Source organism: Ruegeria sp. AK4, from assembly GCF_056541025.1.
The window spans coordinates 724,367-749,307 of sequence record NZ_JBQFXS010000001.1 but is presented as its reverse complement, the minus strand read 5'-3'; the positions used below and the strand labels follow the sequence as shown (position 1 = coordinate 749,307).

Sequence of the window (24,941 nt, the reverse complement as noted above, 5' to 3'; positions counted from 1 at the left end):
GGAAAACCGGCCGGGATGCGCGCTTATCCATAGATTGCGGATGAAAGTCAACACCAAAGCGGCGTTACAGGTCCGATCCTTTCAGCGCCTGCGCCACCGCCTCGCCCAGCCGGTACGAGATGTGATCGTACATACGGTCAAACCCGTCAAACAGCGCCTCATTCAGCGCGCGCCCGGTGTCGGTTCGGGAAAAGGCGATGTTTTCGCGCATCTGGGCCTCGTCCAACGGACGATAGGCCATCAACAGAAAAGAATACAGCCATGTCGTTGTCTCGGCGGTCATGCTGTCCTGTTGCGAGAGAAGCTCGGCCAGCAGCTCGCCATCGTCGCCACGGGAATCGGTATCAAGACCCTTGAAGAAGTTGTAATCCGAACTCAGCGCCCCCTGCACATTCTGTTCGACCAGATTGTTGACCTGAATGTACTCCTCGACCAGTTCGAACAGCACCGAGTCGCGCTTTGCGTTCTCATAGGCGTCGCGGGCCATTTCCTCGATCGCGTCGTCCGAAATCGCCCTGCGTGCCGAATTTTCCAGCGAGATGATGGTCTGCCCCAGATCGCTTTCGAAAAACACCGAGGCCTGTTCCAGCTGCGCATCCGTCAGCCCCTGATCAAAGGCATGCTCGACCTGTTTGCGCATCCACAAAGGGTCATAGATGTCTTCGACCTGCGCCTGAAAAAAGGCCCCGCCCGCATTGTCCAAAAGCGTCTCATCCAGTTCGCGCCGCTGATCCTGGCCTTCGCTGGCCAGTATCTCCATGACCTGTTCCAGTTTCAGCGCCTGCGACAAGCGGACGACCCGTTCCTGCGCGAAAAGCGGGGTCGCCCAGAGAAATGAAACCAAAAGGAGCGGTGCCAGGCGCATCATATGTCCTGAGCGGGATGCAATTCAGCCATACGGGTGGCCAGAACCTCGAACCGCATTGCCATGATTTCGTATTGGGTGGCGGTCAGCAGTTCATACACCTCTTGCATCAGAGGATGTTCCAGAGCCTTGACATAGGCATCTACGTCGTCGTCGGAAAAATCCTGATAGGTGTAGGCCGCACCGGCCAGCGCCGAGAGTTGCAGCGCCTGACGCATGCCGGTTTCATTGCGTTTCATCATTTCGCGCAGTTCATCGGCCCCGAGTTTCAGCTCGATCACACCCGATGCACTTGCGGCCAGCAAAAACCTCAGCTGAATTTCCTGCAGGGCGCGCAGCGACGTGTCGCTGCCATCCACCGCGCGGTTCATCCGCTTGAAGCTTTCCACCCGTTGCGAGCCTTTCTGGATCAGGTCAGAGACGATCTTTTGCCCTTCCAGATCCTTCGCATCGTCATCTTCGATCAGGTGCGAGGCATTCTCGGCCTCAACCAGCCGCTGCCCCAGATCCGAGGCATAGAACTCTACCGCATGTGTAAGCGCCTCGTCGCTCAGCGTCTGTTCAAGGATCACAACCGCCGTTTCATGCATGATTTCAACGTCGAATACTTCTTCCGTCAGGCGTGTCCAGTCCGAGCCGAACCCTTCCGGATCAATCCCCAGCATCTGTGGAGCCGAGCCCGAGGCTAAAGCGATGCTTTCCAACGCCACGTCAAATCCGGTTGTGGTCAAAAACGCCTCGACCCGGTCGCGATTTGCGGCGGCCACCTGCAGCGGGATCAGAACAAGCGCCAGCAGCGGCAGGACGAGGGAATGGGCGAAGCGTCGGGCAGAATTTCTCATACCAGATAGCCTAGGTGTTTTACGTCCGCAGGCAATGGAAAATCCCGCCTTTGCGCATTTCAGGAATTTTCCGCTTGCACCCCTGCCCGTTCGCCACTAAATCCCCCCCTCACAGACCCCCGCGGAGAGGTGCCGGAGTGGTCGAACGGGGCGGTCTCGAAAACCGTTGTGGGTGCAAGCCCACCCAGGGTTCGAATCCCTGTCTCTCCGCCACTATTCCATTATGTGATCGTTTCCGGCTTTCAATTCCTGCGCGCCGCAGCCCCTGAACAACCCGGCCCAAAGCGCGGTTTTGGCGGTGCAAGAGATGTTCAGCATGATCGACGGACGCGCTAAGGCGAGCCTGTCGGACTCGCCGAATGCCGAGGAAATCAGTATGGTGGAACTCAAAGAATTCTCGAACTCGCTGGAGATCTTTGTCGTTTGATTGACCGGCACGGGAACCCTCGCCCCTGCATGCTAACGGTTTCAAGGGCTTTGCGGCAAATGACCCTGCCGGTGCGCGCTAAATCGCCGTACCCGTTATGCGCGATCAGCGTGGCTTGGCTCATTCCCCGGATCTGACGCGAAACAGTGGGAAGTCCCCTTTGCGCGGGGCTAATTTTGACTCATCTCTGCGACACATTCCAAAAAGGAGGCACTCATGTCGCGTATTCTTCTTATCGCCGTAATCGCCGTAATCGGCATTGGCGCGTACTATTACATCAACAAACCCGAGCCGACACCGTCCGAACAACTGCAATCTGCCGCTGAGGACGCTGGCGAGGCCCTGAACGAAGCCGCCTCGGCGGCACAGGAGGCAACGACCGAGGCCCTGAATTCGGCCGCCGAGCAGGCCGGTGAAGCCGCATCGTCGCTGACCGAACAGGCGGCGGAAGCGGCCTCGTCCATCGCGGATCAGGCCTCGGATGCAGCCACCCAGGCGGGTGACGAAGTTGCCTCGCTGGCCGGTCAGGGGCAGGAGTTGCTCGATACCTGGGTTCAGGAGGGCATGCTGACAGCGCAGCAATTCGACTATGACAAGATGGTTGCGTCGGTGCAGGACAGCGCCCTGGCGCAGGACATCAAAACTCAGGTGATCCAGATCCTCGACGATATCAAGGCCGCGCCCGATACGGCGTTGACCAAGTTGCAGGACTTGCAGAACCTGTTGACTCAGCAATGAAAATCCGGCGGGGCCGCATCCGTGGCGGCCCCGCCTGTCCCGCTGGCGTTTGCCGCCACGTCAGGACGCGGTCAGATTGACGCCCGATCCTTAGTTTGTTTGGCTTGCCCCCAATTCCGCAGCGATGGATTTTTGACCTCGCCGCAGCAACTTCTCTGAGGATTTTCACATGACCACCCTGCCCGCATCGATGTTTGCGACTGTTCTGAAACATGACGGCTATTCCGGCACGGCAACCGGGCCCATGATCGAAAACGCCAGCGATTGGCTGGCCGAGGCGGAACTGCCCGTCCCGAAACCCGGCCCCGGACAGGTGTTGATCCGGATGCGCATGGCCTCGGTCAACCCGTCGGATTTGCACTTTATCAAGGGTGAATACGGGCAGCCCCGGGTCCAGGGCGCAGCTGCGGGCTTCGAAGGCTGCGGCGATGTGGTTGCAACGGGCAAAGGGGCCGAAGGGCTGCGGGGGCAGCGTGTCGCCTTTGTCGCCGCAGGCTCGGGTGCCTGGGCCGAATATGTCGTGACGCAAATGCAGACCTGCATCCCCCTGCGCCCTGATATCTCGGACGAAGATGGCGCGGCGCAGATCGTGAACCCTTTGACAGCGATGGCGATGGTGGACATCGCCAAGCAGGAAGGTGAGGCCTTTGTGATTTCTGCAGCGACCAGCCAGTTGGGCAAGCTGATGTGCAGTCTTGGGCGTGATCTGGGGCTGAAATCCATCGCGTTGGTGCGCCGTGCCGAGGCTGCGGAAAACCTGAAACAGCTTGGTGCGGCTGAGGTGCTGGTCACGACGGACCCTGATGTCGGACAGAAATTCGCCGACCTCAGCGCCAGCCTGAAACCCCGCGTGTTCCTGGATGCGGTCATGGATCAATTGTCGGAACAGGTGTTTACCGCCATGCCCAACCGCGCGCGCTGGATTTGCTACGGCAAGCTGAGCAACCAGGCCCCGACCCTGACGCAAACCGGTCAGTTGATCTTCATGGGCAAACGGATCGAGGGGTTCTGGCTGACCAACTGGATGATGTCCACGCCACCCTCCGATCAGATGCGCGTGGTGGCCGAGGTGCAGGCCCGTTTCGCCGACGGGCGCTGGAAAACCGATGTGTCCGAGCGGATTACCCTGAAGGAAGTGGTGCCAAATCTGGCCGGGGCGCTGAAAAAGAGTGACGGCAAGGTGATGATCACGCCATAGTAGAACCAAACCCGCCAACAACAAGAATGCCGCGGGCGGTTCAGGGACTGGCAAACCGGCACGGGGAGGTGAATTTGGACAACGCGCAGCTGCTGATCAGCGGGCTGGCGAATGGCTGTGTGTACGGCCTGATCGCGCTTGGGTTCGTGCTGATCTACAAGGCGACCGAGGCGGTGAATTTCGCGCAGGGCGATTTCATGATGCTGGGGGCCTTTGTCACGATTGGCCTGACCAATACCGAATATATGGGGCTGCCCTTCTGGCTGGCGCTGCCGATCTCGCTGGGGATCATGGGGGCATTGGGGTATCTGCTGGACCGCCTTATCATCCGCCGCCTGTTTGGCGAAAGCCAGACCGCCGTCGTCATCCTCACTATCGCCTTGGGCTTCGTGATCCGCTTTTTCGCCGGGCTGATCTGGGGCCACGAACCCCAGACGCTGCAAAACCCGCTGGCGGGGAAAGAGGTGCGTTTTGGCGGGCTGGTTTTGGGGATGGAGGATGTGGCCGTCATTATTGTCACCGTCCTGCTGACCTGGGGCCTTTACGTCTTTTTCAGCAAAACCAAGTTGGGGCTGGCCATGCAGGGTGCCTCGCAGAACCAATTGGCGGCCTATTACATGGGCGTTCCGGTCAAGCGGGTGCAGGGGTTTATCTGGGCGCTGGCAGGCGTCGTGGCCGGGATCGCGGGCATTCTGTTTGCCGCCAAAGGTTCGGTTGATCCCACCACGGGCCTGTTGGGCATCAAGGCTTTCGCCGCCGCCGTGATCGGCGGGTTCGGCAGCCTGCCCGGCGCTTTGGCGGGCGGGCTGATCGTCGGTGTCATCGAACCCTTCGCCAGCCGCTACATCGCCGCCGGGTACAGCCAGATCGCCCCGTATGCCTTGCTGCTGGCGGTTCTGATCTTCCGCCCCAACGGTCTGTTCAGCCAGGTCCGGCTGAAAAAGGTCTGACGCATGCGCATCGTCTTCAAAACCGACTACATGCAGGATATCTGGCCTTGGAAGGACCGGTATCAGCTGAGCCTCTACCTGATCCTGCTTTTGGTCGTTTTTGCCGCGCCGTGGTTGCTGGACGACTTCTATCTGGGCGAACTGACCAACGTTCTTATCTGGGCCATCGCCGGTCTGGGGCTGATGATCCTGACTGGGCACACCGGGCAGGTCAGCCTTGGCCACGCGGCGTTTCTGGCCTTTGGCTGTTATGCCAACGTGAACCTGATCGAGGCGGGAGTGCCTTTTCTGATCGCCTTTCCGCTGGCAGGTCTGCTGACCGGGATTGCCGGGGTGACGGTGGCGATCCCTGCCCTGCGCCTGCACGGCATCTATCTGGCGATTTTCACCATGGCGCTGTCGATCCTGATGGACGACGTGATCGTGCTGGCCGAACCCCTGACCGGAGGCGTCGCCGGTAAGTATCTGGGCGGGGTCGAGATTTTCGGTCATCTCGTTGACCGCTGGGCCACGCCCAAGGATTTCTACTGGCTGGTTCTGGCCGTCGCGGTGATTGTGACGCTGGGCTACATCAATCTGCTGCGCGCGCCCTTGGGGCGCAGCTTCATCGCCGTGCGCGACTCAGAGGTTTCGGCACAGGCGATGGGTGTGGATATCGCCAGAACCAAGATGATCTCGTTCGCCCTGTCCTGCGCCGTGACCGGCTGGGCCGGGGCGCTGATGGGCATGTTCGCGGGGGCTTTCAACAACGAGACCTTCAATGTCCTGATCTCGATCCAGTTGCTGATGATGATCGTGATCGGAGGGCTCGGCTCGATCCATGGGGCGTTTCTGGGGGCTATCGTGATCGGCTTTCTGCCCCAGTTCCTGTCGATTTCCAAAGAGTATGTTGGGGCAGTTTTCGGCGGCAACACCGTCGCCATTCCCGGGCTGGAATTCGGCATCTTCGGCATGATCCTGATCGCTTTCATCCTGTTCGAACCGATGGGCATGTATGGCCGCTGGCTGAAAATCCGCACCTGGTTCGAACTGTTCCCCTTCTACCGCAAGGATATGTTCAAACGGCAGAAATCCTACCTCAAGACGGAGCGCTTGAGATGAGCCTGCTTGAGTTCGAAGGCGTCACGCTTACATTCGGCGGCGTGACCGCAGTCGACAATCTGTCATTCGAGGTCGAGCAAGGCGAGGTTTTCGCCATCGTTGGCCCGAACGGTGCGGGGAAATCCACGGTATTCAACCTGATTTCGCGGTTCTATGAACCCAATGCCGGGGCCATCCGGTTCGACGGGCACGATCTGTTACAGGTCAAAGCCTCGGGCGTTGCCGCCTATGGCGTCGCGCGGACGTTCCAGAACATCGAACTGTTCGAACACGCCACCGTCCTGCAAAACCTGCTGGTCGGGCGGCATCGGCACCGCAAGACGAACCTGATCTCGGAAATCCTGTTCACCCCTTCCGTCCGGCGACAGGAGTTGGAGAACCGCGAAAAGGTCGAGGAAATCATCGACTTTCTGGACCTGCAGGCATTTCGCGACAAGATGATCTCGGGCCTGCCCTATGGCGTCCGCAAAGTGGTCGAAGTTGCCCGGGCGCTGGCGACCGATCCCAAACTGCTGTTGCTGGACGAACCGGCCTCGGGCCTGTCGGTTGAAGAGACCACCGATATGCGCTGGTGGATCGACGACATCCGGCGGCAGATGGGGATCACCGTGCTGATGGTGGAACATGACATGGGGCTGGTTTCGGGTGTCTCGGACCGGGTGCTGGCGATGGCTGACGGGGCAAGATTGGCACTGGGAACACCATCCGAGGTGCAATCCCACCCGGCCGTGGTTGAGGCATATTTGGGCAAAGCCTCATGACTGAACCGATCCTGAAAATCCGGAATATCGAAAGCTTCTATGGCCCGATCATGGCGATCCGGGGTGTTTCGCTGGACGTCTCGCAGGGGCAGATCGTTTCGATCCTTGGCGCAAACGGTGCCGGAAAAACGACGCTGATGAAAACGGTGTCGGGCGTGATGGACCCGGAAAAGGGCCAAATCACCTTTGAAGGGCAGGACATTCAGGGGTCCGAGCCGCACAAGGTCGTGCAGAAGGGTATCGTGCATGTTCCCGAAGGGCGCGAGGTGTTCCCGCTGCTGACCGTGAACGAAAACCTCAGCCTTGGGGCTTATACGGTGGCGGACAAATCCCGGATCGAACAGGATCGCGAGATGGTGTTCAGCTATTTCCCGGTCCTGAAAGAACGCCGCATGCAAGAGGCCGGCACTCTGTCCGGCGGGCAACAGCAGATGCTGGCCATCGGGCGCGGGCTGATGGCGAACCCGAAGATCATGCTGCTGGACGAACCCTCGCTAGGCCTCTCACCGCTGCTGGTGCAGGAGATTTTCGGTATTCTCAAACGCCTGAACGATGAGCAGAATATGACCATGATGCTGGTCGAGCAGAACGCCCACGCGGCGCTGGAACTGGCCCATCATGGCTATGTAATGGAGGTCGGGCGCATCGTGATGGACGGGGCCGCAGACGCCTTGCTGCAATCCGAAGACATCCGGAACTTCTATCTGGGCGTTCAGGAAGAAGGCGCGCGGGAAAACCGCCGCTGGAAACGCAAGAAGACGTGGAGGTAAGCCGAATGGACGCAAGCCCCCTGCCCCCACAGATCAACATCAACGGCGTTCAGTTCAACGCAACTCCCGGGCAGCGCCCGTTGCGGGTGGATGGCTGCACCACCATTTCCGAACTGTTCCAAAGCCGCTGCACTGAGTTGGGCGACCGGACAGCGCATCGAGAAAAAAACCTGGGGATTTGGAAGTCCTATTCGTGGACCGAGTACTGGCAACATGCCAAGTGGATCGGCCTCGCCCTGCGGAAACTTGGCCTGCAACGGGGTGAGGTCGTTTCGATCCTGTCCGAGGATCGCAAGGAATGGGCATGGTTCGACATGGGCATCCAGTGTGTCGGCGGCATTGCCTCGGGCGTCTACACGACGGATTCCGCCAGTCAGTTGAAATACGTCATCAACGACAGCGACAGCCGGGTCCTGATCGTCGAAGACGAAGAGCATCTGGACAAGTTTCTTGAGATTGAGGACGACGTTCCCGGCCTGCTCAAGGTCATCATCCTGGAAGACGAAGGCCTGCACGACCTAAACCACCCGCGTTGTATGATGATCGGCGAACTCTACGCGCTTGGAAAACAGGCCGAGGCCGAAGACCCGGGCCGGTTCGAGGCCGAGATCGCGCTGGCAAAACCGCAGGACACCGCGCTGCTGGTCTACACCTCGGGCACAACGGGCCAACCCAAGGGCGCAATGCTGAGCCATGAGAACATCCTCGCCGCCATAGAATCCGGGGCCCGGTCCCTGCCTGCGCTGGCCAGTGACGAGCAGCTGTGTTTCCTGCCGCTGTGCCACATCCTCGAACGCGACGTGTCCATCTATTTCCCGCTTGCTGCCCGGTGCACCGTGAATTTCGCCGAAAGCCCGGAAACCGTGTTTGCGAACCTGCAAGAGGTCTCACCCACTACATTCACCGCCGTTCCACGCGTTTGGGAGAAAATCTACGCCCATGTTCAAATCCTGACGCAGGACGCGACGCGGCTGGGGCGTCTGGCCTTTGGGCTGGCACTGAAAGCGGGGTTTGCGCGGGCGGAATATCTGAACTCCGGGAAACCGGTGCCCGCTTTGGTCGCGGCGCGATTTTGGGTCTGGGACCATCTGGTTCTACGCAACCTGCGCCGGATGCTGGGCATGGACAAGATGCGTCGGGGCGGCTCGGGGGCCGCGCCGATTTCGGTGGATTTGCTGAAATGGTACTGGGCAATTGGAGTCCCTCTGGTCGAAGGGTTCGGGATGACCGAAACGGCGGGGCTGGCCACGCTCAACACCACCGAAGACAACCGGGTCGGGTCCATTGGCAAAGCCGTGGCGGGCACGGATATCCGTATCTCGGAGGACGGTGAAATCCAACTGAAAGGGCTGAACATCTTTCAGGGCTACTGGCGCAACAACGCCAAAACTGCCGAGACCTTCACCCCCGACGGATGGCTGCGCACCGGTGACATGGGACGCATCGACGAGGATGGGTTTGTCACTATCACCGGTCGCATGAAAGACATCATCATCACCGCAGGCGGCAAGAACATCACCCCGTCCGAAATCGAAAGCCGCCTGAAGTTCAGCCATTACATCTCGGACGCGGTGATCATCGGCGACCAGCGCAAATACCTGACCGCCCTGATCATGATCGATCAGGAGAATGTCGAGAAGTTCGCGCAGGACAGGAAGATCCCCTTCTCAAACTTCGCCTCCCTATGCGCGGCGCCGGAAGTCAACGGTCTGGTCGGGGCCGAGGTTGATGCCGTAAACGCCGAGTTCGCGCGGGTCGAGCAGATCAAGGATTTCCGACTGATCAACGTCCTGCTGACCGCCGAGGATGACGAACTGACCGCGACAATGAAACTGAAACGCGGGTTGGTGGAAAAGAAACACGGACATCTCATTGAAGAGATGTACAGTTAGACTGGAAAGTACCGGGAGGAGAATAATGAGCAATCTGTTAAAGAGCCTTGCTGCCGCAACGACCCTTACGGCATCCGCCACGCTGGGTTGGGCGGAAACCCAAGGCGTGTCCGACGATGAAATCGTGATCGGGTCTGTCAACGACCTGAGCGGTATTTTCGCCGCCGTGGGCGTTCCGGCGACCAAAGGCGCGAATGTCGTCTTTGACCGTGTCAATGCCGAGGGCGGCGTGCATGGCCGCAAGATCCGTTATGTTGTCGAGGATAACGGCTATCAGATGCCGCGCGCGATGCAGGGCTATAACAAGCTGCTGAACCGCGACAAGGTGTTTGCGATGCTGCAGTCGCTGGGCACTCCGATGAACCTTGCCGGGTTCAAGCTGTTGGACCCCAAGGGTATTCCCAATGTCGCCCCTCTGACCGCAGCGCGGCAAATGCTGCAGGAGCCGATGAAGAACAAGTTCACCTCGTTCTCGACCTATTATGATCAGGCGCGGATCGGGGTGAAGTATCTGAACGGTGAGTTCGGATCACAAACCGTCTGTATCATGTATCTGCCCACCGATTTCGGTGAAGAAATCCTTGAAGGCAGCAAGGCCGGTGCCGAAGAAGCTGGCATCACCTTTGGCGCAGAGACCACCCATAAGCCGGATGAGACGGATTTTGTCGGCTCTCTGAGCAAGCTCAAAGAGGAAGGCTGCGATATCGTTACGATGGCCTTGGGCGTGCGACAGGCGATCACCGTGGTTGGGACGGCAAAGAAAATGGGCCTGAACGATATGAAATTCCTTGGCACCTCGGCCAGTTTTCTGACCGTGGTGGCGCAGGTACCCGGTGGCGTGACGGATGGGTTCTATGCCGCTGCCTCATGGCTGGACCTGTGGGCGCGCGCCGAAGAGCCCGCCCCGGCTGCATTTATTGCTGAATACAAAGCGGCCACGGGCGAGGACCCTGTCGGTTTCTCAATGCTGGGCTATTCCGCTGCCGAGATGATGGTCAAAGCCTTGGAGGCTGCAGGCCCCGATCTGACCCATGACAGCTTTATCGCCGCGATGGAGTCGCTGGACTACACCGACGAGCTGGTTGGCAACCACATCACCTATGGGCCTGACGACCACCAGGGCGCGGATACGGTATTTGTCAGCGTCGTCGAAAACGGGGCGTGGAAACTGGTTTACGAAGAATAACCCAAAGAAAAAGGGCTCGCGATTGCGAGCCCTTTCAAATTTGTATTCCGCAACGATTAACGCTTCGAGAACTGGAACGAACGACGCGCTTTGCGCTTACCGTATTTCTTACGTTCCACAACGCGGCTGTCGCGGGTCAGGAAACCAGCGGCTTTCAGAGCGCCGCGCAGGTTGGGATCGTACAGTTGCAGCGCTTTCGAAATGCCGTGCTTGACCGCACCAGCCTGACCGGTCAGGCCACCGCCTTTGACGGTTGCGACAACGTCGAATTCGCCTTCAACACCAGCAACCTGGAACGGCTGGCGCAGGATCAGCTGCAGAACGGGGCGTGCGAAGTACACGTCCTGATCTTTGCCGTTCACGGTGACCTTGCCGGAACCCGGCTTGATCCACACGCGGGCAACAGCGTCTTTACGTTTGCCGGTGGCATAGGAACGGCCCAGCTCGTCACGTACGGGTTCACGCACGATGACTTCTTCGGCCACGGTTTCAACGCCTGCGACGGCGCTCAGCTCTTCGAGAGTATTGATCTGATCAGCCATCGGTCATTAGCTCCGGGTGTTTTTCTTGTTCATGGACTTGACGTCCAGAACTTCGGGCGCTTGCGCCTCGTGGGGATGCTCGGCACCGGCGTAAACGCGCAGGTTGGTCATTTGCTGACGCGCCAGACGGTTGCCCGGCAGCATGCGCTTGACGGCCTGGGTCACGACGCGCTCGGGGTGTGCGCCCTCGAGGATCTGCTGCTTGGTGCGCGATTTGATGCCGCCCGGGTGGCCGGTGTGCCAGTAGAAGTTCTCTTCACGCTTCTTGCCGGTCATCTGGATTTTGTCAGCGTTGATCACGATGACATTGTCGCCCATGTCCATGTTCGGGGTGAACGACGCTTTGTGCTTGCCACGCAGGCGCATGGCGACGATCGAGGCAAGACGGCCCAGAACAACGCCCTCGGCGTCGATCAGGATCCACTTTTTGTCGATGTCTGCAGGTGTTGCAGAAAAGGTTTTCATGGCAGGATAGTCCTGATTGATGTGAAAGACCGCCCCAAAGGCGGAGCGGCCCGAATTCGATGGAGCGTATTTAGAGGGGCTGGGTTTTCGCGTCAATACACGCAGATATGTTTTAATGTAGCAATTACAAATGTTTATAAAATAGGTATTATTTTACCCCATGAATTTGCACCTGCAATTGCCCAATCCGAAGCCACCGCTGGTATAGTCGCCGCAGGATTTCTGAAGAAGGAGCGTTTCTGTGCAGGATTTGAAACAGACCATCGCGGATTACGGCGCGGCGTGGCAGGAAACGGACGGCGACAAAAGGCTTGGGCTTTTGAAACGTTGCTTTGAAGAAGATGGGAGGTATGTCGATCCGACGGCTGACGTGAAGGGACTGGAGAATTTGTCGGTTCATATCGGCGAGGTTTTGGACTCTTCCGGTGGGCGTGTCGAACTCACCAGCCAGCCCAGTGTGCATCATGATGTCGTTCACTTCACTTGGCACATGGTCGATGCGATCGGGATTGAAATGGTATCCGGTCACGATTTCATTCGGCTGGGTAAGTCGGGCAAGATCGCTCATCTTGCCGGTTTCTTTGGCAATCCGCCGTCCCTGGGCTAAGGTCTAAACGCTGATCTGTTCCGGCGGGTTGTCCAGCAGCGCGCGCAACCGCTGCATCGCATCTTCGAACCGTTCAAGCGAGACATGGCCGTTCATCGCGATACGGATGGCATTTGGGGCGCGACCGTCGCGCAGGGCAAACTCGTCGGCGGACCTGAGTTGTATCCCTTCCCGTTCCGCCGCGCGGCTGAAAGCGGCGGCGCGCCAGCCGGATGGCAGGTTCAGCCAGACAAACGGCACATCCGGGGCCCAGTTCAGATCGAACCCGCCCAAGGCGTTAACGGCAACCCGGACGTATTCGCCCATCTTCTTTCGCACGTCTTTGGCAATCTGCTGGGTGCGGGGGTCGGACAGCATCAAGCGGGTTAGCTCGGCCAAGGGCTGCGCCAGACCGAAATACCCGTATTCGGCGGACCGCCGCAGGTCCACGCTGCGTTCACGGGGCGCAATCGCAAAGCCCACACGCAACGCAGGCGTCAGGGTTTTCGAGATCGACGACACGTGCCAACCCCGCTCGGGTGCTAATGCGCGATAGCTGGGCTCACGGGCATCGCCCATTCGGTAACAGTCGTCCTCAATGATCTGCACATCAAAGCGGCGCGCGATCTCGACAACCTCTTTCCGGCGTTCGAGCGGCGAATGCGAACCGGTCGGGTTCTGAACCTCGGGCGAGACGCATACGGCCTGTGCCGGTGTCTGGCGCAGGACATGTTCCATGGCCTTGGGATCGATGCCCCATTTGTCCATCTTCACGCCGACAACTTCAGCGCGCATCAACTCGCCCGCCCGGCGGAATCCTGCATAAGACAGATCTTCGACCAGAACGATTGGTTTCGCGCCGCGCAGGATCGTCTGGAAGACCAGGCACAGCCCGTTCTGCCCGCCATGAGTCAGAACGATATCGTCGTGGGACAAGGGCCCCAGTGGCAGGTCGGACAGCCAGTCAACTACAGATTGCCGCATGGGTTTATAGGCGTCGCGCGTTGGGTAATTCAGAAAAAGCCCCGGATCGGACTGAGAGACTTTCTTCAGGCACTCGCGGATCAGGGCCACCTGCCCCACATCCGCAAGCCGCGGGCTGAACAGGCTGACACTGGCGTCGTATTTGTCATCGCGCAGATGCAGCTGCCTTGCCCAGACATCGTCCAGAATTGGCGATTTTGGCGGGGCGACAAATGTACCACGCCCGACCTCGGCGTTCAGCAAACCCTCATCCGTCAGAATCGTGTAAGCGCGGGCGACGGTGCCCGGCGTGATTTGTAACCTATACGCAAGTTCCCGTACCGGAGGCAGCTTTGTGCCCACCTCCAGCAGTTTGTTATCTATGGCTTTTCGTATCGTGTCAGCGACCAGAGTGTACTTCGGTCCCTTGGATTTTGGCAGTGCTTCCGGCCAAATTGTATCCATTACAATTCTTCCTTTGATTCTGACACAATTTCGAATGTATCAAACACATGTACCGAACATTTATACTTTGTGTCAATACAATTTGAAAGGAATACCCAGATGACACGCACAATGCACAACCCCGCCCTCATGCTGCTGAACGACAGTCCACGGCTGCCGCTGATCGCTGCGCTGGCCGTGCGGTTTGCGGCGGTCGTCACGCAATGGGAACGCCGTCGGCGAAGCCGCATTAACCTGAGTCACCTTGACGACAGGCTGCTGGAAGATGTCGGGATTACCCCGCATCAGGCCCGGCGCGAAGTGAAGCGTTACTTTTGGATGGTCTAACGATCCCCAGTCCCAATTTTGGGACCTCTTCCTGGCCGGGGCTTGTCCCCGGCCTTTTTTATCCGAATCGGGCGGCTGCGGACCCGGCGGGTGGAATCGAATAGGTCATGCTGGCCCGCGCGACCGGCTCGTCTGCCCCTTCCGAAAACATCAGAACATCCCCGACGGCCAGTGTCCGGCCAAGTTTCAGCAACTTGCATGTGGCGATCATGTCAGCGCCGCCTTTGGGTTTGCGCAGAAAGTCCAAAGAGCTGCTGGTCGTGACCGCCAGTGACTGCCGGCCTTTTCGCGCCAGAACCATCGCATAGACACAGACATCCGCCAGACCAAATATCGAGGGGCCGGACACAGTGCCGCCGGGTCGCAAATGACGGTCTTCGACCACAAGGCGCATGGTGATGGTGTCTTCGGTCAAATCTTCAATGACGAAGTCCTTGTGAACCTGCGGAAATACCTCGATCAGGTATTGTGACAGTTCGTCCTTGTTCATCGCCAAAGCCATGCTTCCCCTCCTTCAATTCCCGCCCTAGAGTTGGCCCAAACGCCAGCAGGAGGGCAAGATGGCAATTTTGGAACGTAACGACACCGGTGCGGTTGCGCATTTGCGGATGAATGCGCCGGACCGGCTGAACGCCCTCAGCGACGAGATGCTGGCCGCCCTGCAGGATGAACTTGATGCGCTGCGCGAAGACGGCTCGATCCGCGCTGTTGTCCTGTCAGGGGCTGGCAAGGCTTTTTGTGCGGGACACGATCTGAAGCAGATGACCGCTGGACGGCAATCCGAAGACGGCGGAAAGGCCTATTTTCAGGACCTTTTTGCACGCTGCACCAAGGTGATGATGTCGATCCGGTCCCTGCCGCAACCGGTGATCGCCCAGGTCCACGGAATCGCCACCGCGGCGGGGTGCCAACTGGTGGCCACCTGCGATCTGGCTGTGGCCGCAGAAGGTACGCGCTTTGGCGTGAACGGGGTGAATATCGGCCTGTTCTGCTCGACGCCCATGGTGGCGCTCAGCCGCAACATCCCCCGCAAGCAGGCGTTTGAGATGCTGACAACGGGCGACTTCATCCCAGCCGAACGTGCGGCGGAACTTGGCCTTATCAACCGCGTGGTCCCCGAGATGCTGTTGGAACATGACACCAATACGCTTGCCACGCAGATCGCGGAAAAGCTTGCCGTTGCAGTGAAAATCGGGAAACAGGCATTTTATCAGCAGCTGGAAATGCCCATCGAGCAGGCCTATGGCTTTACGGGCGAGGTAATGGCACAGAATATGTTGTACCGCGATACCGAAGAAGGCATTTCCGCCTTTATCGAAAAACGTCCGCCCAATTGGTCCCAATAACGCAATTGTTTTGTACGTTTTTTGCCACTGTCGTCATTTTTTCACTTTTCAAATAGGCGGCACTGTGGCAAATCTAGGTCGAAGCTTGGGCTTCGAACACTCTTATGGGTCGTCGTGGGCGGAAGGTCCCTCCAGCTGGTCTCTCTCACCGGCGTTATCATTCCCGCAGCGGCGACCCCAAGAACCTTCCCTGAAATAAGCGATGATTTATGCAGAGCAGTCCAGTTGCGTTGACCTGAGCTGTGTCCTATGTGGCACCCTATGACACAGGAATTGCACATCGTGGGCGGCGGCATGGCCGGGTCCGAGGCCGCATGGCAGGCCGCTGAAATGGGCGTGGATGTGGTGATCCACGAAATGCGTCCCAAAGTGGGCACCTTTGCGCATCAGACCGGCAATCTGGCCGAGATGGTGTGCTCGAACTCGTTCCGCTCGGACGATGACGAACAGAACGCCGTTGGCCTGCTGCATTGGGAAATGCGCGCAGCGGGTGGGTTGATCATGACCACCGCCGACGCGCATCGCCTGCCCGCTGGTGGCGCATTGGCCGTTGACCGCGATCCGTTTGCCGAGGACGTGACAGCCAGGCTGCATGCCCATCCCCGCGTCTCGGTCACGGGGGAAGAGGTCACATCCCTGCCCGATCAGGGCAATTGGGTTTTCTCCACCGGCCCCCTGACCTCTCCGGCGTTGGGCGAAGCGATCCGGGCGGAAACCGGGACGGATGCGCTGGCTTTTTTCGACGCCATCGCCCCAATCGTGTATGCCGACAGCATCGACATGAGCAAAGCGTGGATGCAGTCACGGTATGACAAGGGCGAGACCGAGGAAGAACGCACCGCCTATCTGAACTGTCCCATGGACCGCGATCAGTACGAGGCATTCATCGACGCCCTGCTAGTCGCAGACAAGACCGAGTTTCACGAAGGCGAGACAGCGGGGTATTTCGACGGCTGCCTGCCGATCGAAGTGATGTCGGAACGCGGGCGGGAAACCCTGCGGCACGGGCCGATGAAACCGGTGGGGCTGACCAATCCGCACCAGCCGGATGTCAAACCTCATGCGGTGGTTCAGTTGCGGCGCGACAATGCATTGGGCACCCTGTTCAACATCGTCGGCTTCCAGACCAAGATGAAATACGGGGCCCAGACCGAGGTGTTTCGTATGATCCCCGGACTGGAAGACGCCAGCTTCGCGCGCCTTGGGGGTATTCACCGTAACACGTTCATCAACTCGCCCACTCTGCTGGATGCGCAGATGCGGCTGAAATCGAAGCCGAATATTCGCTTTGCCGGGCAGATCACCGGCGTTGAGGGCTATGTTGAAAGTGCCGCGATGGGGCTTTTGGCGGGCCGTCTGGCCGCTGCCGAGATCCTGGGACGCAGCTTGCCAGAGGTCCCGCAGGACAGCGCCATGGGCGCGTTGATCCATCACATCACCGGCGGGGCCGAGGCCAAGACCTTTCAGCCGATGAATGTCAACTTCGGCCTGTTCCGCCCTGTGGACGGGTTGAAAGGCGGTCGCCGGGGCCGCAAGGACCGGTACAAGGCCTATACGGACAGGGCAAAGGCAGAATGGACCGATTGGCTCGCGAAGTGCTGACTGGACGTGTTGCGCCGCGGCGGCGTAACATACCGGCATGAGCGACGATTTTTTCAAGAAAACCTACGACCTTGAAAGCCCCGAGGACACGCGCGACCACTACCAGAAATGGGCCGCGTCTTATGAAAATGAGGTGGCCGAGCAAGGCTACGTGACGCCGGGCCGCGTGGCGCAGGCACTGTGGTCCAAGATGCCCAAGGCACAAACGCCGATCCTTGACTATGGCTGCGGGACGGGCCTGTCTGGTCTGGCCCTGCGCGCAGCCGGGTTCGAGGTTATCGACGGCATGGACCCCACCCCCAACATGCTGGAAGCCGCCGCCGCCAAAGGCGTCTACCGCACATTGACCGGCTTTGAGATCACCGATCCCGAGCCGTTGAAACAGGGAGCATATGACGCGATCACCGCGATTGGCGTCGTTGGCTCGGGGGCCGCCCCGCCTGAAACCTTTGATCTGCTGATGCACGCGCTACCCAAGGGCGGCTTTCTGGCGCTTTCCTTTAATGATCATACGCTTGCCGACCGTTCCTATACCTCACGTCTGAACGACTGGCTGGATATGGGAGCCTCCCGGCTGCTGTTCCGCGAATATGGGCCGCACCTGCCCGGGATGAACATGAACTCTGATGTGTATGTGCTAGAAAAGACGTGACTTTTATCACCCGGTTCGCGCCGTCGCCAACTGGCCCGCTGCATCTGGGCCACGCCTATTCTGCACTGCTGGCCAGCGATATGGCCGTGGCCGAGGGCGGAGAGTTCCTGCTGAGGATCGAAGATATCGACCGATCCCGCGCGCGCCAGCAGTGGGAAGATCAGATTTATGACGATCTCGACTGGTTGGGCCTGTGGTGGCCCAAGCCTGTGCTGCGCCAATCAGAGCGGTTACAGGACTACGAACAGGCGCTGGACCAACTTTGGGAGCTTGGGCTTCTATACCCCTGTTTTTGCAACCGAAAAGACATCGCCGCCGCCGCTGCCGCCCCGCAAGAGGGTGCGCCGATGCACGGACCGGATGGCATCATCTACCCCGGCACCTGCAGGGTTCGGTCTCAGGAAACGGGCGATCATCGTTCGCAACGGCCCACGGACCAGCCGCTGAGGCTGGACATTGCCAAAGCCGCGCGTTTGGTGTCGCACGTCGCCAGCGGATTTCACGAACTCGGCGCAGGCGCAAACGGTGAAACAGGCAGGATCACATTCTCGCCCGAAGAACTGGAAACCACCATCGGCGACGTCGTGCTGTCCCGCCGGGGGATGGGCACCTCTTACCACCTGTCCGTGGTGATCGACGATGCCGCACAAGGCATCACCCGCGTCGTGCGCGGTCAGGACCTGTTCGAAGCGACGCGCATCCACGTGCTGCTACAGGCAATACTCAGCCTTCCGACGCCCGAGTTTTTCCACCACGAACTGGTCCGCGACGAGGCTGGCAAACGCCTTGCAAAAAGGGACGATGCCCGCGCCATTTCAAAATACCGCGCCGAAGGGGCGACGCCGCAGGACATCCGCGCCATGGTCGGCCTCTGACCCGTCTTCATCTTTTCAAAAATACTCTCGCCGAAGGCATGGCGCTTGCGCCATTCAGTCCATCGGTTTCATCAACTTGACCTCAGCCCCATCCCGCACCGCAGTGTAGAAACAGGTGCGACGGTTCGTGTGACAGGCCGGGCCGGTCTGGCGCACCAGAACCAGCAGGCAATCCCGGTCGCAATCGACGCGGAAATCGAGCAACTCCTGCACATGGCCCGAGGTTTCGCCCTTGATCCAGAACGCCTGGCGCGACCGCGACCAGTAGGTCACGCGCCCGGTCTCCAGCGTGCGCTCGACTGCTTGCGCATTCATCCAGGCCATCATCAGCACTTCGCCGGTCGCTTCGTCCTGCGCGATGGCGGGGATCAACCCGGTCTCATTATATTTCAGCGTAGCTGGGTCGAACGTAACGGTGTCAGACATGACAAAAACCTTTTGCATCCCGTGGGCTGGTCACTATGTATGGGGAACACGCAACGAGGGAAAGCCATGAGCGGCGAGAACGACCTGATCAAGCTGTATTCCGGACGGATTTTGGCGCTGGCGGCGGATATTCCGCATCTGGATCGGCTTGAAAACCCGGATGCAACAGTCAAGAAACGGTCACCCCTTTGCGGATCGACCGTAACGGTTGACGTGAACGTGCAGGATGGCCGTGTTACCGGATTTGGGCAGGACGTAAAGGCCTGCGCGCTGGGTCAGGCCTCGGCTTCGGTTGTCGGCGACGCTGTGATCGGCGCTACACGGGCGCAGGTTGAAACAGCGCGGGATCAACTGGCCGCGATGTTGAAACAGGGCGGCCCTGCCCCGGACGCGCCGTTCGATGGGCTCGAAGTGCTGATGCCCGCGCGCGAGTACAAGAACCGCCACGCCTCGATCATGCTGGCGCTGGATGCGACGGCCGAGGCGATGGAGCAGGCCGAGCAGGCCAATTGCGCCTGAACGTGGCGTTTTAGGGCAAACCCGTCTAACCTTCGCCCAATATTGGGGGAAGTTCGGGTTTGAACGATTTACTGGAACATTTTGTAACGCTTTGGGTCGTCATCGATCCCATTGGCACCATCCCCGTCTTCATCGCCGTTACCGCCGGGATCGAGGCATCAGCCCGCCGTCGCACCGCCCTGCTGGCTGCCCTTGTCAGTGCCGGCGTTTTGCTGTTCTTCCTTGTCTTCGGCCAATTGCTGATCGAGGCGCTGGATATCGGGCTAAACTCGTTCCAGGTGGCCGGTGGGATCATCCTGTTCCTGTTCGCGCTGACGATGATCTTTGGCGAAAGCAAGCAAGAGGTCGAGCAGCGTCAGGCCGAAGAGGACGCGGAAGACAAGATGCACAAGCAGAACCCGGCGATTTTCCCTTTGGCGGTGCCGTCGCTGGCCTCGCCCGGTGCGATGCTGGCGGTTGTGATCCTGACGGACAACAACCGGTACAGCGTCGCGGATCAGGGGATTACCGCCCTGGTGATGCTGTCGGTTCTGGCGATCGCCTTTGTCCTGATGCTACTGGCCGAGCCAATCATACGTCTGATCGGTCATTCCGGCGCGGCCATTATCAGCCGAGTGATGGGCATGATACTGGCCTCGGTCGCGGCAAACTCGGTCCTGTCGGCGATGCTTGAAATAATCAAAACCGGGCAGCTTTGAGAAAAAACCGCCGCACCTTCCGGGCGGAAAGGGCGGCGGCAGGTAATGCGTTTCTCGTGTGGGGTCCGGAAGACCGCGCGGGGCCGAGGCATGGCCCCTCAAGGGGTGTGGGACAGGCAGGTCACCCTTGACTGAAATGGGAAGACACGCGCGGTTTGATCGGCACGAGAGCGCAGGCAGAAAGGCTTAGAACCCGACAGGCATGTGAAGCGCGACCATCAGGATCACGACCAGCGACACCACACCGGCTGCATCCTGCAGGATGGTCGATTGCGAACGGTTGAACGCGGTCTTGATCTGGGTCAGCATGTGTCACCTCCGGTCAGCGATTTAATCCTTTGTTGACCTTTTGTTCTCATATTTCACCGAGTCGGTAAAGAACTTTTTGAGAACATTTGTGAACTAAATGATGACTTCTGCGCTAACCCACTGAAATCAAACGGATCGCCTGATCCTGCTTCATCAGCCAAAGCAGAACACGGGCGGCCCGCCCCCGTTCGGATTCAAGTTTGGGGTCTGCGTTCAGCAAGGCCCGCGCGTCGGTCTGCGCCACGGCCATCAGGCCCGTTTGCCGTTCAAGGTCGGCGATGCGGAATTTCGGCAACCCGGATTGCGCGGTCCCGATCAGATCGCCCGCGCCGCGCATCTGCAAATCGGTCTCGGAAATGCGGAACCCGTCTTCGGTTTCGCGCAAGACCTCCAGGCGTTTGCGCCCGCCCTCGCTGAGCGGTGGCTGATACATCAGCAAACAGGTCGACTCGGCGTCCCCCCGCCCCACGCGCCCGCGCAACTGGTGCAATTGGGCAAGACCAAAGATTTCAGCCCGCTCAATCACCATGATCGAGGCATTGGGCACGTTGACGCCAACCTCGATCACCGTGGTGGCCACCAGCACCTTGGTCTGTCCGTTCTGAAAAGCCTCCATCGCCGCGTCTTTGTCGGCGGGCGGCATCTGGCCATGCACCAGCCCGACATTGCCGTCGCCCAGAATGGCGCGCAGCCGTTTGAACCGTTCTTCGGCTGCGGTCAGGTCGGACACTTCGGATTCGTCGACCAGGGGGCACACCCAATAGCATTGCCGCCCCTCATCAATGGCGCGCTGCAGATGGGCCACGACCTCATCCATACGCTGCGTGCTGACGATGGCCGTTTTGATGGGCTTCCGTCCGGGCGGCTTTTCGTCCAGCACCGAGACGTCCATATCCCCGTATTGCGCCAGCGCCAGACTGCGGGGGATCGGCGTGGCGGTCATCACCAGCACATCCGCACCCTGCCCCTTGTCCGAAAGCTCCATCCGCTGGCGCACGCCAAAGCGATGCTGTTCGTCCACAATGGCCAACCGAAGCGCGTGGAATTCGACATCGCTTTGGAACACTGCATGGGTGCCGACCAAAATCTGGATGTCGCCACTTTTCAGCGCTGCCAGTTTTGCCTTTCGTTCCACGCCCTTATCCCGCCCGGTCAGGATTTCCAGAACCACACCGGCCTCTTCAGCCAGTGGCCGCAACCCTTCCAGATGCTGCCGGGCCAGAATTTCGGTCGGGGCCATCATGACGCCCTGCCCCCCGGCTTCGACTGCCACCAGCAAGGCCATGAACGCCACAAGCGTCTTTCCCGCGCCCACATCGCCCTGAAGCAGGCGGTTCATGCGCGATTCTGAGGCCATATCCGCCGATATTTCCTCGATCGCCCGGCTTTGCGCGCCTGTGGGCCGGTACGGCAGGCTGGCCAGAACCTTGGACTGCAGCGCACCGGTCCCAACGCTGACAACACCGCGGGCCTTCCGTTCCCTCTGACGCGCCAGGGCCAGCGTCAGTTGATGCGCAAGCAGCTCATCATAGGCCAGCCGTTCCAGCGCCGGTGCAAACGGTGCGACATCGTCAGCGCCCTGCGGGTTGTGCGCCGCCCGAATGGCCCCGGCCCAATCCGGCCAGTTCTTTTGCGAAAGCTGAGCCGGGTCGATCCATTCCGCCAACTCCGGCGCGCGGGCCAGCGCACTGCGCGCCGCTTTGAAGGCGGTCTTTTGCGTCAGGCCTTGCGTCAGATGATAGACCGGTTCGAATTCGGGGATCCCGCCCGCCTGTTCCACCGGCAGCATGTGGTCGGGATGCACCATCTGCGCCATGCCATCGAACAGTTCCAACTTGCCCGAGATCACACGGCGCGACCCCTGCGGCAGCACCTTTTTTAGGTAATCCCCCCGCGCGTGGAAAAAGACCAGTTGGAAATCGGCCTGAGTGTCTTCGACGTGAACCCGATAGGCACCACCCTTGTTTCGCGGCGGTCGGTGCGTGCCAACGGTCACTTCGATCGTCAGCGTTTTCGGCAGATCGGCCCCCTGGATCGTTTCGCGCCTACGCCGGTCGACGACGGCATAAGGCAGGCCGAACAGCACGTCGCGGGGGCTTTCGACCCCCGCTTGCATCATCACCTGAGCCGTTTTCGGACCGACGCCCTCCAACGTTTCAAGCCCTGCGAACAAGGGGAAAAGCTGTTCCGGCCGTCCACTCATGCGCCGTCGATCAGCTGCAGCCAGCCATCCTCATCCAGTGTTTCGATGCCAAGCTCGGCGGCTTTTTTCGCCTTTGACCCCGCGCCCGGACCGGCGACCAGCAGGTCGGTCTTTTTGCTGACCGAGCCGGACACCTTTGCGCCCAACGCTTCGGCCCGCGCCTTGGCTTCAGCGCGGGTCATCTTTTCCAGCGTGCCGGTGAAGACAACGGTTTTGCCCGCCACTGGGCTGCCGGTTGTATCCGGCCGTTTCGCCTCCTGCACCTGCAGTTGCGCGACCAGAGCGTCGATGCTGGCGCGTTCTGCCAGCTGGGCAAAGGCCGACACCAACGCGCGCGCCATAATCTCTCCGATCCCGTCGATGCCAAGCAAATCTTCCCACTCCGGCCCCTCAAAACCCGAGGCTGAGGTGACCGCATGCTCAAACTCTTCCCAGCGCCCGTAGTGGTTCGCGATCAGGTTCGACGCGGCTTCGCCGGTGTGACGAATACCGAGGGCGAACAGCAGGCGCCCAAAGGGAATGCTACGCTTTTCGTCGATTGCCGCCCACAGGTTGCCAGCGCTCTGCGCGCCCCACCCTTTACGGTTGGCCAGCTTGTTCAGATTGCCCGCATCCCTGCTTTGCAACGTGAAGATATCGACCGGTGTTCGGATCGGCAGGTCGGGGTCGTCATAGAACATCTCGATCTGTTTTGCGCCCAGACCTTCGATGTCGAACGCTTTGCGAGAGACGAAATGTTTCAATTTTTCAACCGCCTGCGCCGGGCAAATAAGGCCGCCAGTACAGCGCCTGACCGCATCGCCTTCTTCTCGGATGGCGTCGCTTTGGCATTGCGGGCATGTCGTCGGAAACTTGTATGGCGCGGCCCCTTCGGGCCGTTTCGACAGATCGACATCGGCGATTTTCGGGATCACGTCGCCTGCGCGATAGACCTGCACCCAGTCGCCTTCGCGAATGTCCTTTCCATCGCGGATCGTTCCGCCCTTGGCGTCGCGCCCGGCGATGTAATCCTCGTTATGCAGTGTGGCGTTCGAGACCACGACGCCGCCCACCGTCACCGGATGCAACCGCGCAACTGGGCTGAGCGCGCCGGTGCGGCCGACCTGAATGTCGATCGCCTCAAGCCGGGTCCAGGCTAGTTCGGCCGGGAACTTGTGTGCAATGGCCCATCTGGGCGTTGTCGAGCGGAATCCCAGCCGCGCCTGCAACGCCAAATCGTCCACCTTGTAGACGACGCCATCGATATCATAGCCGAGGGTCGCGCGTTGTTCTTCGATGCTGCGGTAATGGGTCAGCATCTCGTCGGTTGTCGCACAGACTTTTGTAAGCGGGTTGGTCGAAAACCCGAACACTTTGAGCCGTTGAATCGCACCCATTTGCGTGTCAGCAAGGGGTGCAGACAGTTCCCCCCAGGCATAAGCAAAGAAGCGCAGCGGGCGCGATTGGGTGATCGAGGCATCCAGCTGACGCAGAGAACCCGCCGCCGCATTTCTCGGGTTGGCAAAAAGTTTCCCTCCGGCCTCGGACTGGCGCACGTTCAGGTTTTCGAAATCCTGGTGGGACATGTAAACCTCGCCCCGGACCTCCATGATATCCGGCGCGCCGCCGATCTTTTGGGGAATGTCCGCGACCGTGCGGGCATTGGCCGTGACGTTTTCGCCAACTTCTCCATCGCCGCGCGTCGCGGCCTGAACCAGTTCGCCGTGTTCGTACCGCAGCGAGAGCGACAGCCCGTCAATCTTCGGTTCTGCCGTGAACGCCAAAAGGGCGTCGGCGTCCAGCCCAAGGTACTTTCGGATCGAGCGGTCGAAATCCGCCACATCCTGATCATCGAAGGCATTGCCCAGCGACATCATCCGCACCGCATGCGTGACCTTCGAGAACCCGTCAGCTGCCCGTGCGCCCACCTGATCCGAGGGGCTGTCTTGCCGTTTGAGATGCGGGAACTGTGCTTCGATCTCGGCATTTCGGCGTTTGAGCGCATCGTATTCCGCGTCCGAAATCTCGGGCGCGTCTTCCGCGTGATACAGCGTGTTTGCCCGCGAAAGCTGCTCGGCCAGACGCGCAAGCTCTTCGCGTGCCTGCTGCTCTGTCAAATCCTGCGCTGAAACTGAATCGCTCATGCCCTCGCCCCGTCACTTAGTCTTGGACCTCAGTGATAGGGCGAGGCCATGGCCAGGTCCAGACGTGCTGAGCCGTGAGTGGAGGTGCCGCCCTGGACCGGCGGCGGCAC

At 59.8% G+C, this 24,941-nt stretch carries 25 protein-coding genes, 1 tRNA gene and 1 pseudogene; 17 read left to right on the top strand and 10 right to left on the bottom strand.

Annotated features, from left to right (window positions below; genetic code table 11):
- Nucleotides 1-64: 64 nt before the first annotated feature.
- Together ACR0EZ_RS03470 and ACR0EZ_RS03465 are read right to left on the bottom strand one after the other, a co-directional pair.
- Complete coding sequence (locus ACR0EZ_RS03470; RefSeq protein WP_480610873.1) at nucleotides 65-865, bottom strand: DUF2059 domain-containing protein; 801 nt, start codon at nucleotides 863-865, stop codon at nucleotides 65-67.
- Nucleotides 865-1,707, bottom strand: a complete 843-nt coding sequence (locus ACR0EZ_RS03465; protein WP_480610870.1) for a DUF2059 domain-containing protein — start codon at nucleotides 1,705-1,707, stop codon at nucleotides 865-867. Before ACR0EZ_RS03465 ends, ACR0EZ_RS03470 begins: the two co-directional genes overlap by 1 nt.
- A gap of 123 nt (nucleotides 1,708-1,830) precedes the next feature.
- On the opposite strand from ACR0EZ_RS03465, the gene ACR0EZ_RS03460 reads away from it, so the two are divergent.
- From ACR0EZ_RS03460 to ACR0EZ_RS03420, 9 genes are all read left to right on the top strand, one after another.
- A tRNA-Ser gene (locus tag ACR0EZ_RS03460) sits at nucleotides 1,831-1,920 on the top strand.
- Nucleotides 1,921-2,350: 430 nt separating this feature from the next.
- The gene (locus tag ACR0EZ_RS03455) at nucleotides 2,351-2,872 is read left to right on the top strand and encodes a hypothetical protein (RefSeq protein ID WP_480610868.1); all 522 of its coding nucleotides are present in this window, start codon (nucleotides 2,351-2,353) and stop codon (nucleotides 2,870-2,872) included.
- Between the two features lie 169 nt (nucleotides 2,873-3,041).
- Nucleotides 3,042-4,070 carry a zinc-binding dehydrogenase gene (locus ACR0EZ_RS03450; RefSeq protein WP_480610865.1) on the top strand — a complete coding sequence of 343 codons (1,029 nt, stop codon included), beginning with the start codon at nucleotides 3,042-3,044 and terminating at the stop codon, nucleotides 4,068-4,070.
- A 74-nt stretch (nucleotides 4,071-4,144) separates the two neighbouring features.
- Nucleotides 4,145-5,020 carry a branched-chain amino acid ABC transporter permease gene (locus tag ACR0EZ_RS03445; protein ID WP_480610863.1) on the top strand — a complete coding sequence of 292 codons (876 nt, stop codon included), beginning with the start codon at nucleotides 4,145-4,147 and terminating at the stop codon, nucleotides 5,018-5,020.
- 3 nt (nucleotides 5,021-5,023) lie between these two features.
- Nucleotides 5,024-6,121, top strand: a complete 1,098-nt coding sequence (locus ACR0EZ_RS03440; protein ID WP_480610861.1) for a branched-chain amino acid ABC transporter permease — start codon at nucleotides 5,024-5,026, stop codon at nucleotides 6,119-6,121.
- Nucleotides 6,118-6,882, top strand: a complete 765-nt coding sequence (locus ACR0EZ_RS03435) for an ABC transporter ATP-binding protein (protein WP_480610859.1) — start codon at nucleotides 6,118-6,120, stop codon at nucleotides 6,880-6,882. Before ACR0EZ_RS03440 ends, ACR0EZ_RS03435 begins: the two co-directional genes overlap by 4 nt.
- Nucleotides 6,879-7,652, top strand: coding sequence for an ABC transporter ATP-binding protein (locus tag ACR0EZ_RS03430; RefSeq protein ID WP_480610856.1), 774 nt, complete (start codon nucleotides 6,879-6,881; stop codon nucleotides 7,650-7,652). The genes ACR0EZ_RS03435 and ACR0EZ_RS03430 overlap by 4 nt, the downstream gene beginning before the upstream one ends.
- A 5-nt stretch (nucleotides 7,653-7,657) precedes the next feature.
- Complete coding sequence (locus tag ACR0EZ_RS03425) at nucleotides 7,658-9,544, top strand: AMP-dependent synthetase/ligase (protein ID WP_480610853.1); 1,887 nt, start codon at nucleotides 7,658-7,660, stop codon at nucleotides 9,542-9,544.
- Between the two features lie 25 nt (nucleotides 9,545-9,569).
- Nucleotides 9,570-10,730 (top strand): ABC transporter substrate-binding protein, encoded by a 1,161-nt coding sequence (locus tag ACR0EZ_RS03420; protein WP_480610850.1) that lies wholly within the window; start codon nucleotides 9,570-9,572, stop codon nucleotides 10,728-10,730.
- A gap of 56 nt (nucleotides 10,731-10,786) precedes the next feature.
- On the opposite strand, the gene rpsI is transcribed toward ACR0EZ_RS03420, so the two are convergent.
- Nucleotides 10,787-11,272 carry a 30S ribosomal protein S9 gene (gene rpsI / locus ACR0EZ_RS03415; RefSeq protein ID WP_480595761.1) on the bottom strand — a complete coding sequence of 162 codons (486 nt, stop codon included), beginning with the start codon at nucleotides 11,270-11,272 and terminating at the stop codon, nucleotides 10,787-10,789.
- A gap of 6 nt (nucleotides 11,273-11,278) precedes the next feature.
- Nucleotides 11,279-11,737 (bottom strand): 50S ribosomal protein L13, encoded by a 459-nt coding sequence (gene rplM, locus ACR0EZ_RS03410; protein WP_039536983.1) that lies wholly within the window; start codon nucleotides 11,735-11,737, stop codon nucleotides 11,279-11,281.
- A gap of 241 nt (nucleotides 11,738-11,978) precedes the next feature.
- Between rplM and ACR0EZ_RS03405 the strand changes: the two genes are divergently transcribed.
- On the top strand, nucleotides 11,979-12,344 hold the full coding sequence (locus ACR0EZ_RS03405) for a hypothetical protein (protein WP_480610848.1): 366 nt from the start codon (nucleotides 11,979-11,981) through the stop codon (nucleotides 12,342-12,344).
- Between the two features lie 3 nt (nucleotides 12,345-12,347).
- Here the strand turns inward: ACR0EZ_RS03405 and ACR0EZ_RS03400 are convergent, their stop codons facing one another.
- On the bottom strand, nucleotides 12,348-13,751 hold the full coding sequence (locus ACR0EZ_RS03400) for an aminotransferase-like domain-containing protein (protein WP_480610845.1): 1,404 nt from the start codon (nucleotides 13,749-13,751) through the stop codon (nucleotides 12,348-12,350).
- Nucleotides 13,752-13,850: 99 nt separating this feature from the next.
- Here ACR0EZ_RS03400 and ACR0EZ_RS03395 point away from each other — a divergent pair, with 99 nt between their 5' ends.
- Complete coding sequence (locus tag ACR0EZ_RS03395) at nucleotides 13,851-14,078, top strand: DUF1127 domain-containing protein (RefSeq protein ID WP_480610842.1); 228 nt, start codon at nucleotides 13,851-13,853, stop codon at nucleotides 14,076-14,078.
- 58 nt (nucleotides 14,079-14,136) lie between these two features.
- On the opposite strand, the gene ACR0EZ_RS03390 is transcribed toward ACR0EZ_RS03395, so the two are convergent.
- Entirely contained in the window at nucleotides 14,137-14,580 is a 444-nt protein-coding gene (locus ACR0EZ_RS03390; protein ID WP_480610840.1) for a PaaI family thioesterase, read from the bottom strand.
- Between the two features lie 49 nt (nucleotides 14,581-14,629).
- Here ACR0EZ_RS03390 and ACR0EZ_RS03385 point away from each other — a divergent pair.
- The 4 genes and pseudogenes from ACR0EZ_RS03385 to gluQRS all read left to right on the top strand — a co-directional run.
- Nucleotides 14,630-15,424, top strand: a pseudogene (locus ACR0EZ_RS03385) (enoyl-CoA hydratase); the annotation flags it as partial.
- Between the two features lie 261 nt (nucleotides 15,425-15,685).
- The gene (trmFO, locus tag ACR0EZ_RS03380; RefSeq protein WP_480610838.1) at nucleotides 15,686-17,026 is read left to right on the top strand and encodes a methylenetetrahydrofolate--tRNA-(uracil(54)-C(5))-methyltransferase (FADH(2)-oxidizing) TrmFO; all 1,341 of its coding nucleotides are present in this window, start codon (nucleotides 15,686-15,688) and stop codon (nucleotides 17,024-17,026) included.
- Nucleotides 17,027-17,063: 37 nt separating this feature from the next.
- The gene (locus ACR0EZ_RS03375; RefSeq protein WP_480610836.1) at nucleotides 17,064-17,678 is read left to right on the top strand and encodes a class I SAM-dependent DNA methyltransferase; all 615 of its coding nucleotides are present in this window, start codon (nucleotides 17,064-17,066) and stop codon (nucleotides 17,676-17,678) included.
- Nucleotides 17,675-18,553 carry a tRNA glutamyl-Q(34) synthetase GluQRS gene (gene gluQRS / locus ACR0EZ_RS03370; protein WP_480610834.1) on the top strand — a complete coding sequence of 293 codons (879 nt, stop codon included), beginning with the start codon at nucleotides 17,675-17,677 and terminating at the stop codon, nucleotides 18,551-18,553. Before ACR0EZ_RS03375 ends, gluQRS begins: the two co-directional genes overlap by 4 nt.
- A gap of 54 nt (nucleotides 18,554-18,607) precedes the next feature.
- Here the strand turns inward: gluQRS and hisI are convergent, their stop codons facing one another.
- Nucleotides 18,608-18,997 (bottom strand): phosphoribosyl-AMP cyclohydrolase, encoded by a 390-nt coding sequence (hisI, locus tag ACR0EZ_RS03365; protein ID WP_480610832.1) that lies wholly within the window; start codon nucleotides 18,995-18,997, stop codon nucleotides 18,608-18,610.
- Between the two features lie 48 nt (nucleotides 18,998-19,045).
- On the opposite strand from hisI, the gene ACR0EZ_RS03360 reads away from it, so the two are divergent.
- Both ACR0EZ_RS03360 and ACR0EZ_RS03355 read left to right on the top strand, forming a co-directional pair.
- Nucleotides 19,046-19,498: an iron-sulfur cluster assembly scaffold protein gene (locus tag ACR0EZ_RS03360; RefSeq protein ID WP_480610829.1), complete on the top strand. Its 453-nt coding sequence runs from the start codon at nucleotides 19,046-19,048 to the stop codon at nucleotides 19,496-19,498.
- Between the two features lie 59 nt (nucleotides 19,499-19,557).
- On the top strand, nucleotides 19,558-20,196 hold the full coding sequence (locus ACR0EZ_RS03355; RefSeq protein ID WP_480610826.1) for a MarC family protein: 639 nt from the start codon (nucleotides 19,558-19,560) through the stop codon (nucleotides 20,194-20,196).
- A gap of 186 nt (nucleotides 20,197-20,382) precedes the next feature.
- Here the strand turns inward: ACR0EZ_RS03355 and ACR0EZ_RS03350 are convergent, their stop codons facing one another.
- The 3 genes from ACR0EZ_RS03350 to ligA all read right to left on the bottom strand — a co-directional run bounded on the left by ACR0EZ_RS03350 (nucleotide 20,383) and on the right by ligA (nucleotide 24,831).
- Nucleotides 20,383-20,505: a hypothetical protein gene (locus tag ACR0EZ_RS03350; protein ID WP_480610823.1), complete on the bottom strand. Its 123-nt coding sequence runs from the start codon at nucleotides 20,503-20,505 to the stop codon at nucleotides 20,383-20,385.
- Between the two features lie 112 nt (nucleotides 20,506-20,617).
- Nucleotides 20,618-22,708, bottom strand: coding sequence for an ATP-dependent DNA helicase RecG (gene recG / locus ACR0EZ_RS03345; RefSeq protein ID WP_480610821.1), 2,091 nt, complete (start codon nucleotides 22,706-22,708; stop codon nucleotides 20,618-20,620).
- Nucleotides 22,705-24,831: an NAD-dependent DNA ligase LigA gene (gene ligA / locus ACR0EZ_RS03340; protein WP_480610818.1), complete on the bottom strand. Its 2,127-nt coding sequence runs from the start codon at nucleotides 24,829-24,831 to the stop codon at nucleotides 22,705-22,707. Before ligA ends, recG begins: the two co-directional genes overlap by 4 nt.
- Nucleotides 24,832-24,941: the final 110 nt, after the last annotated feature.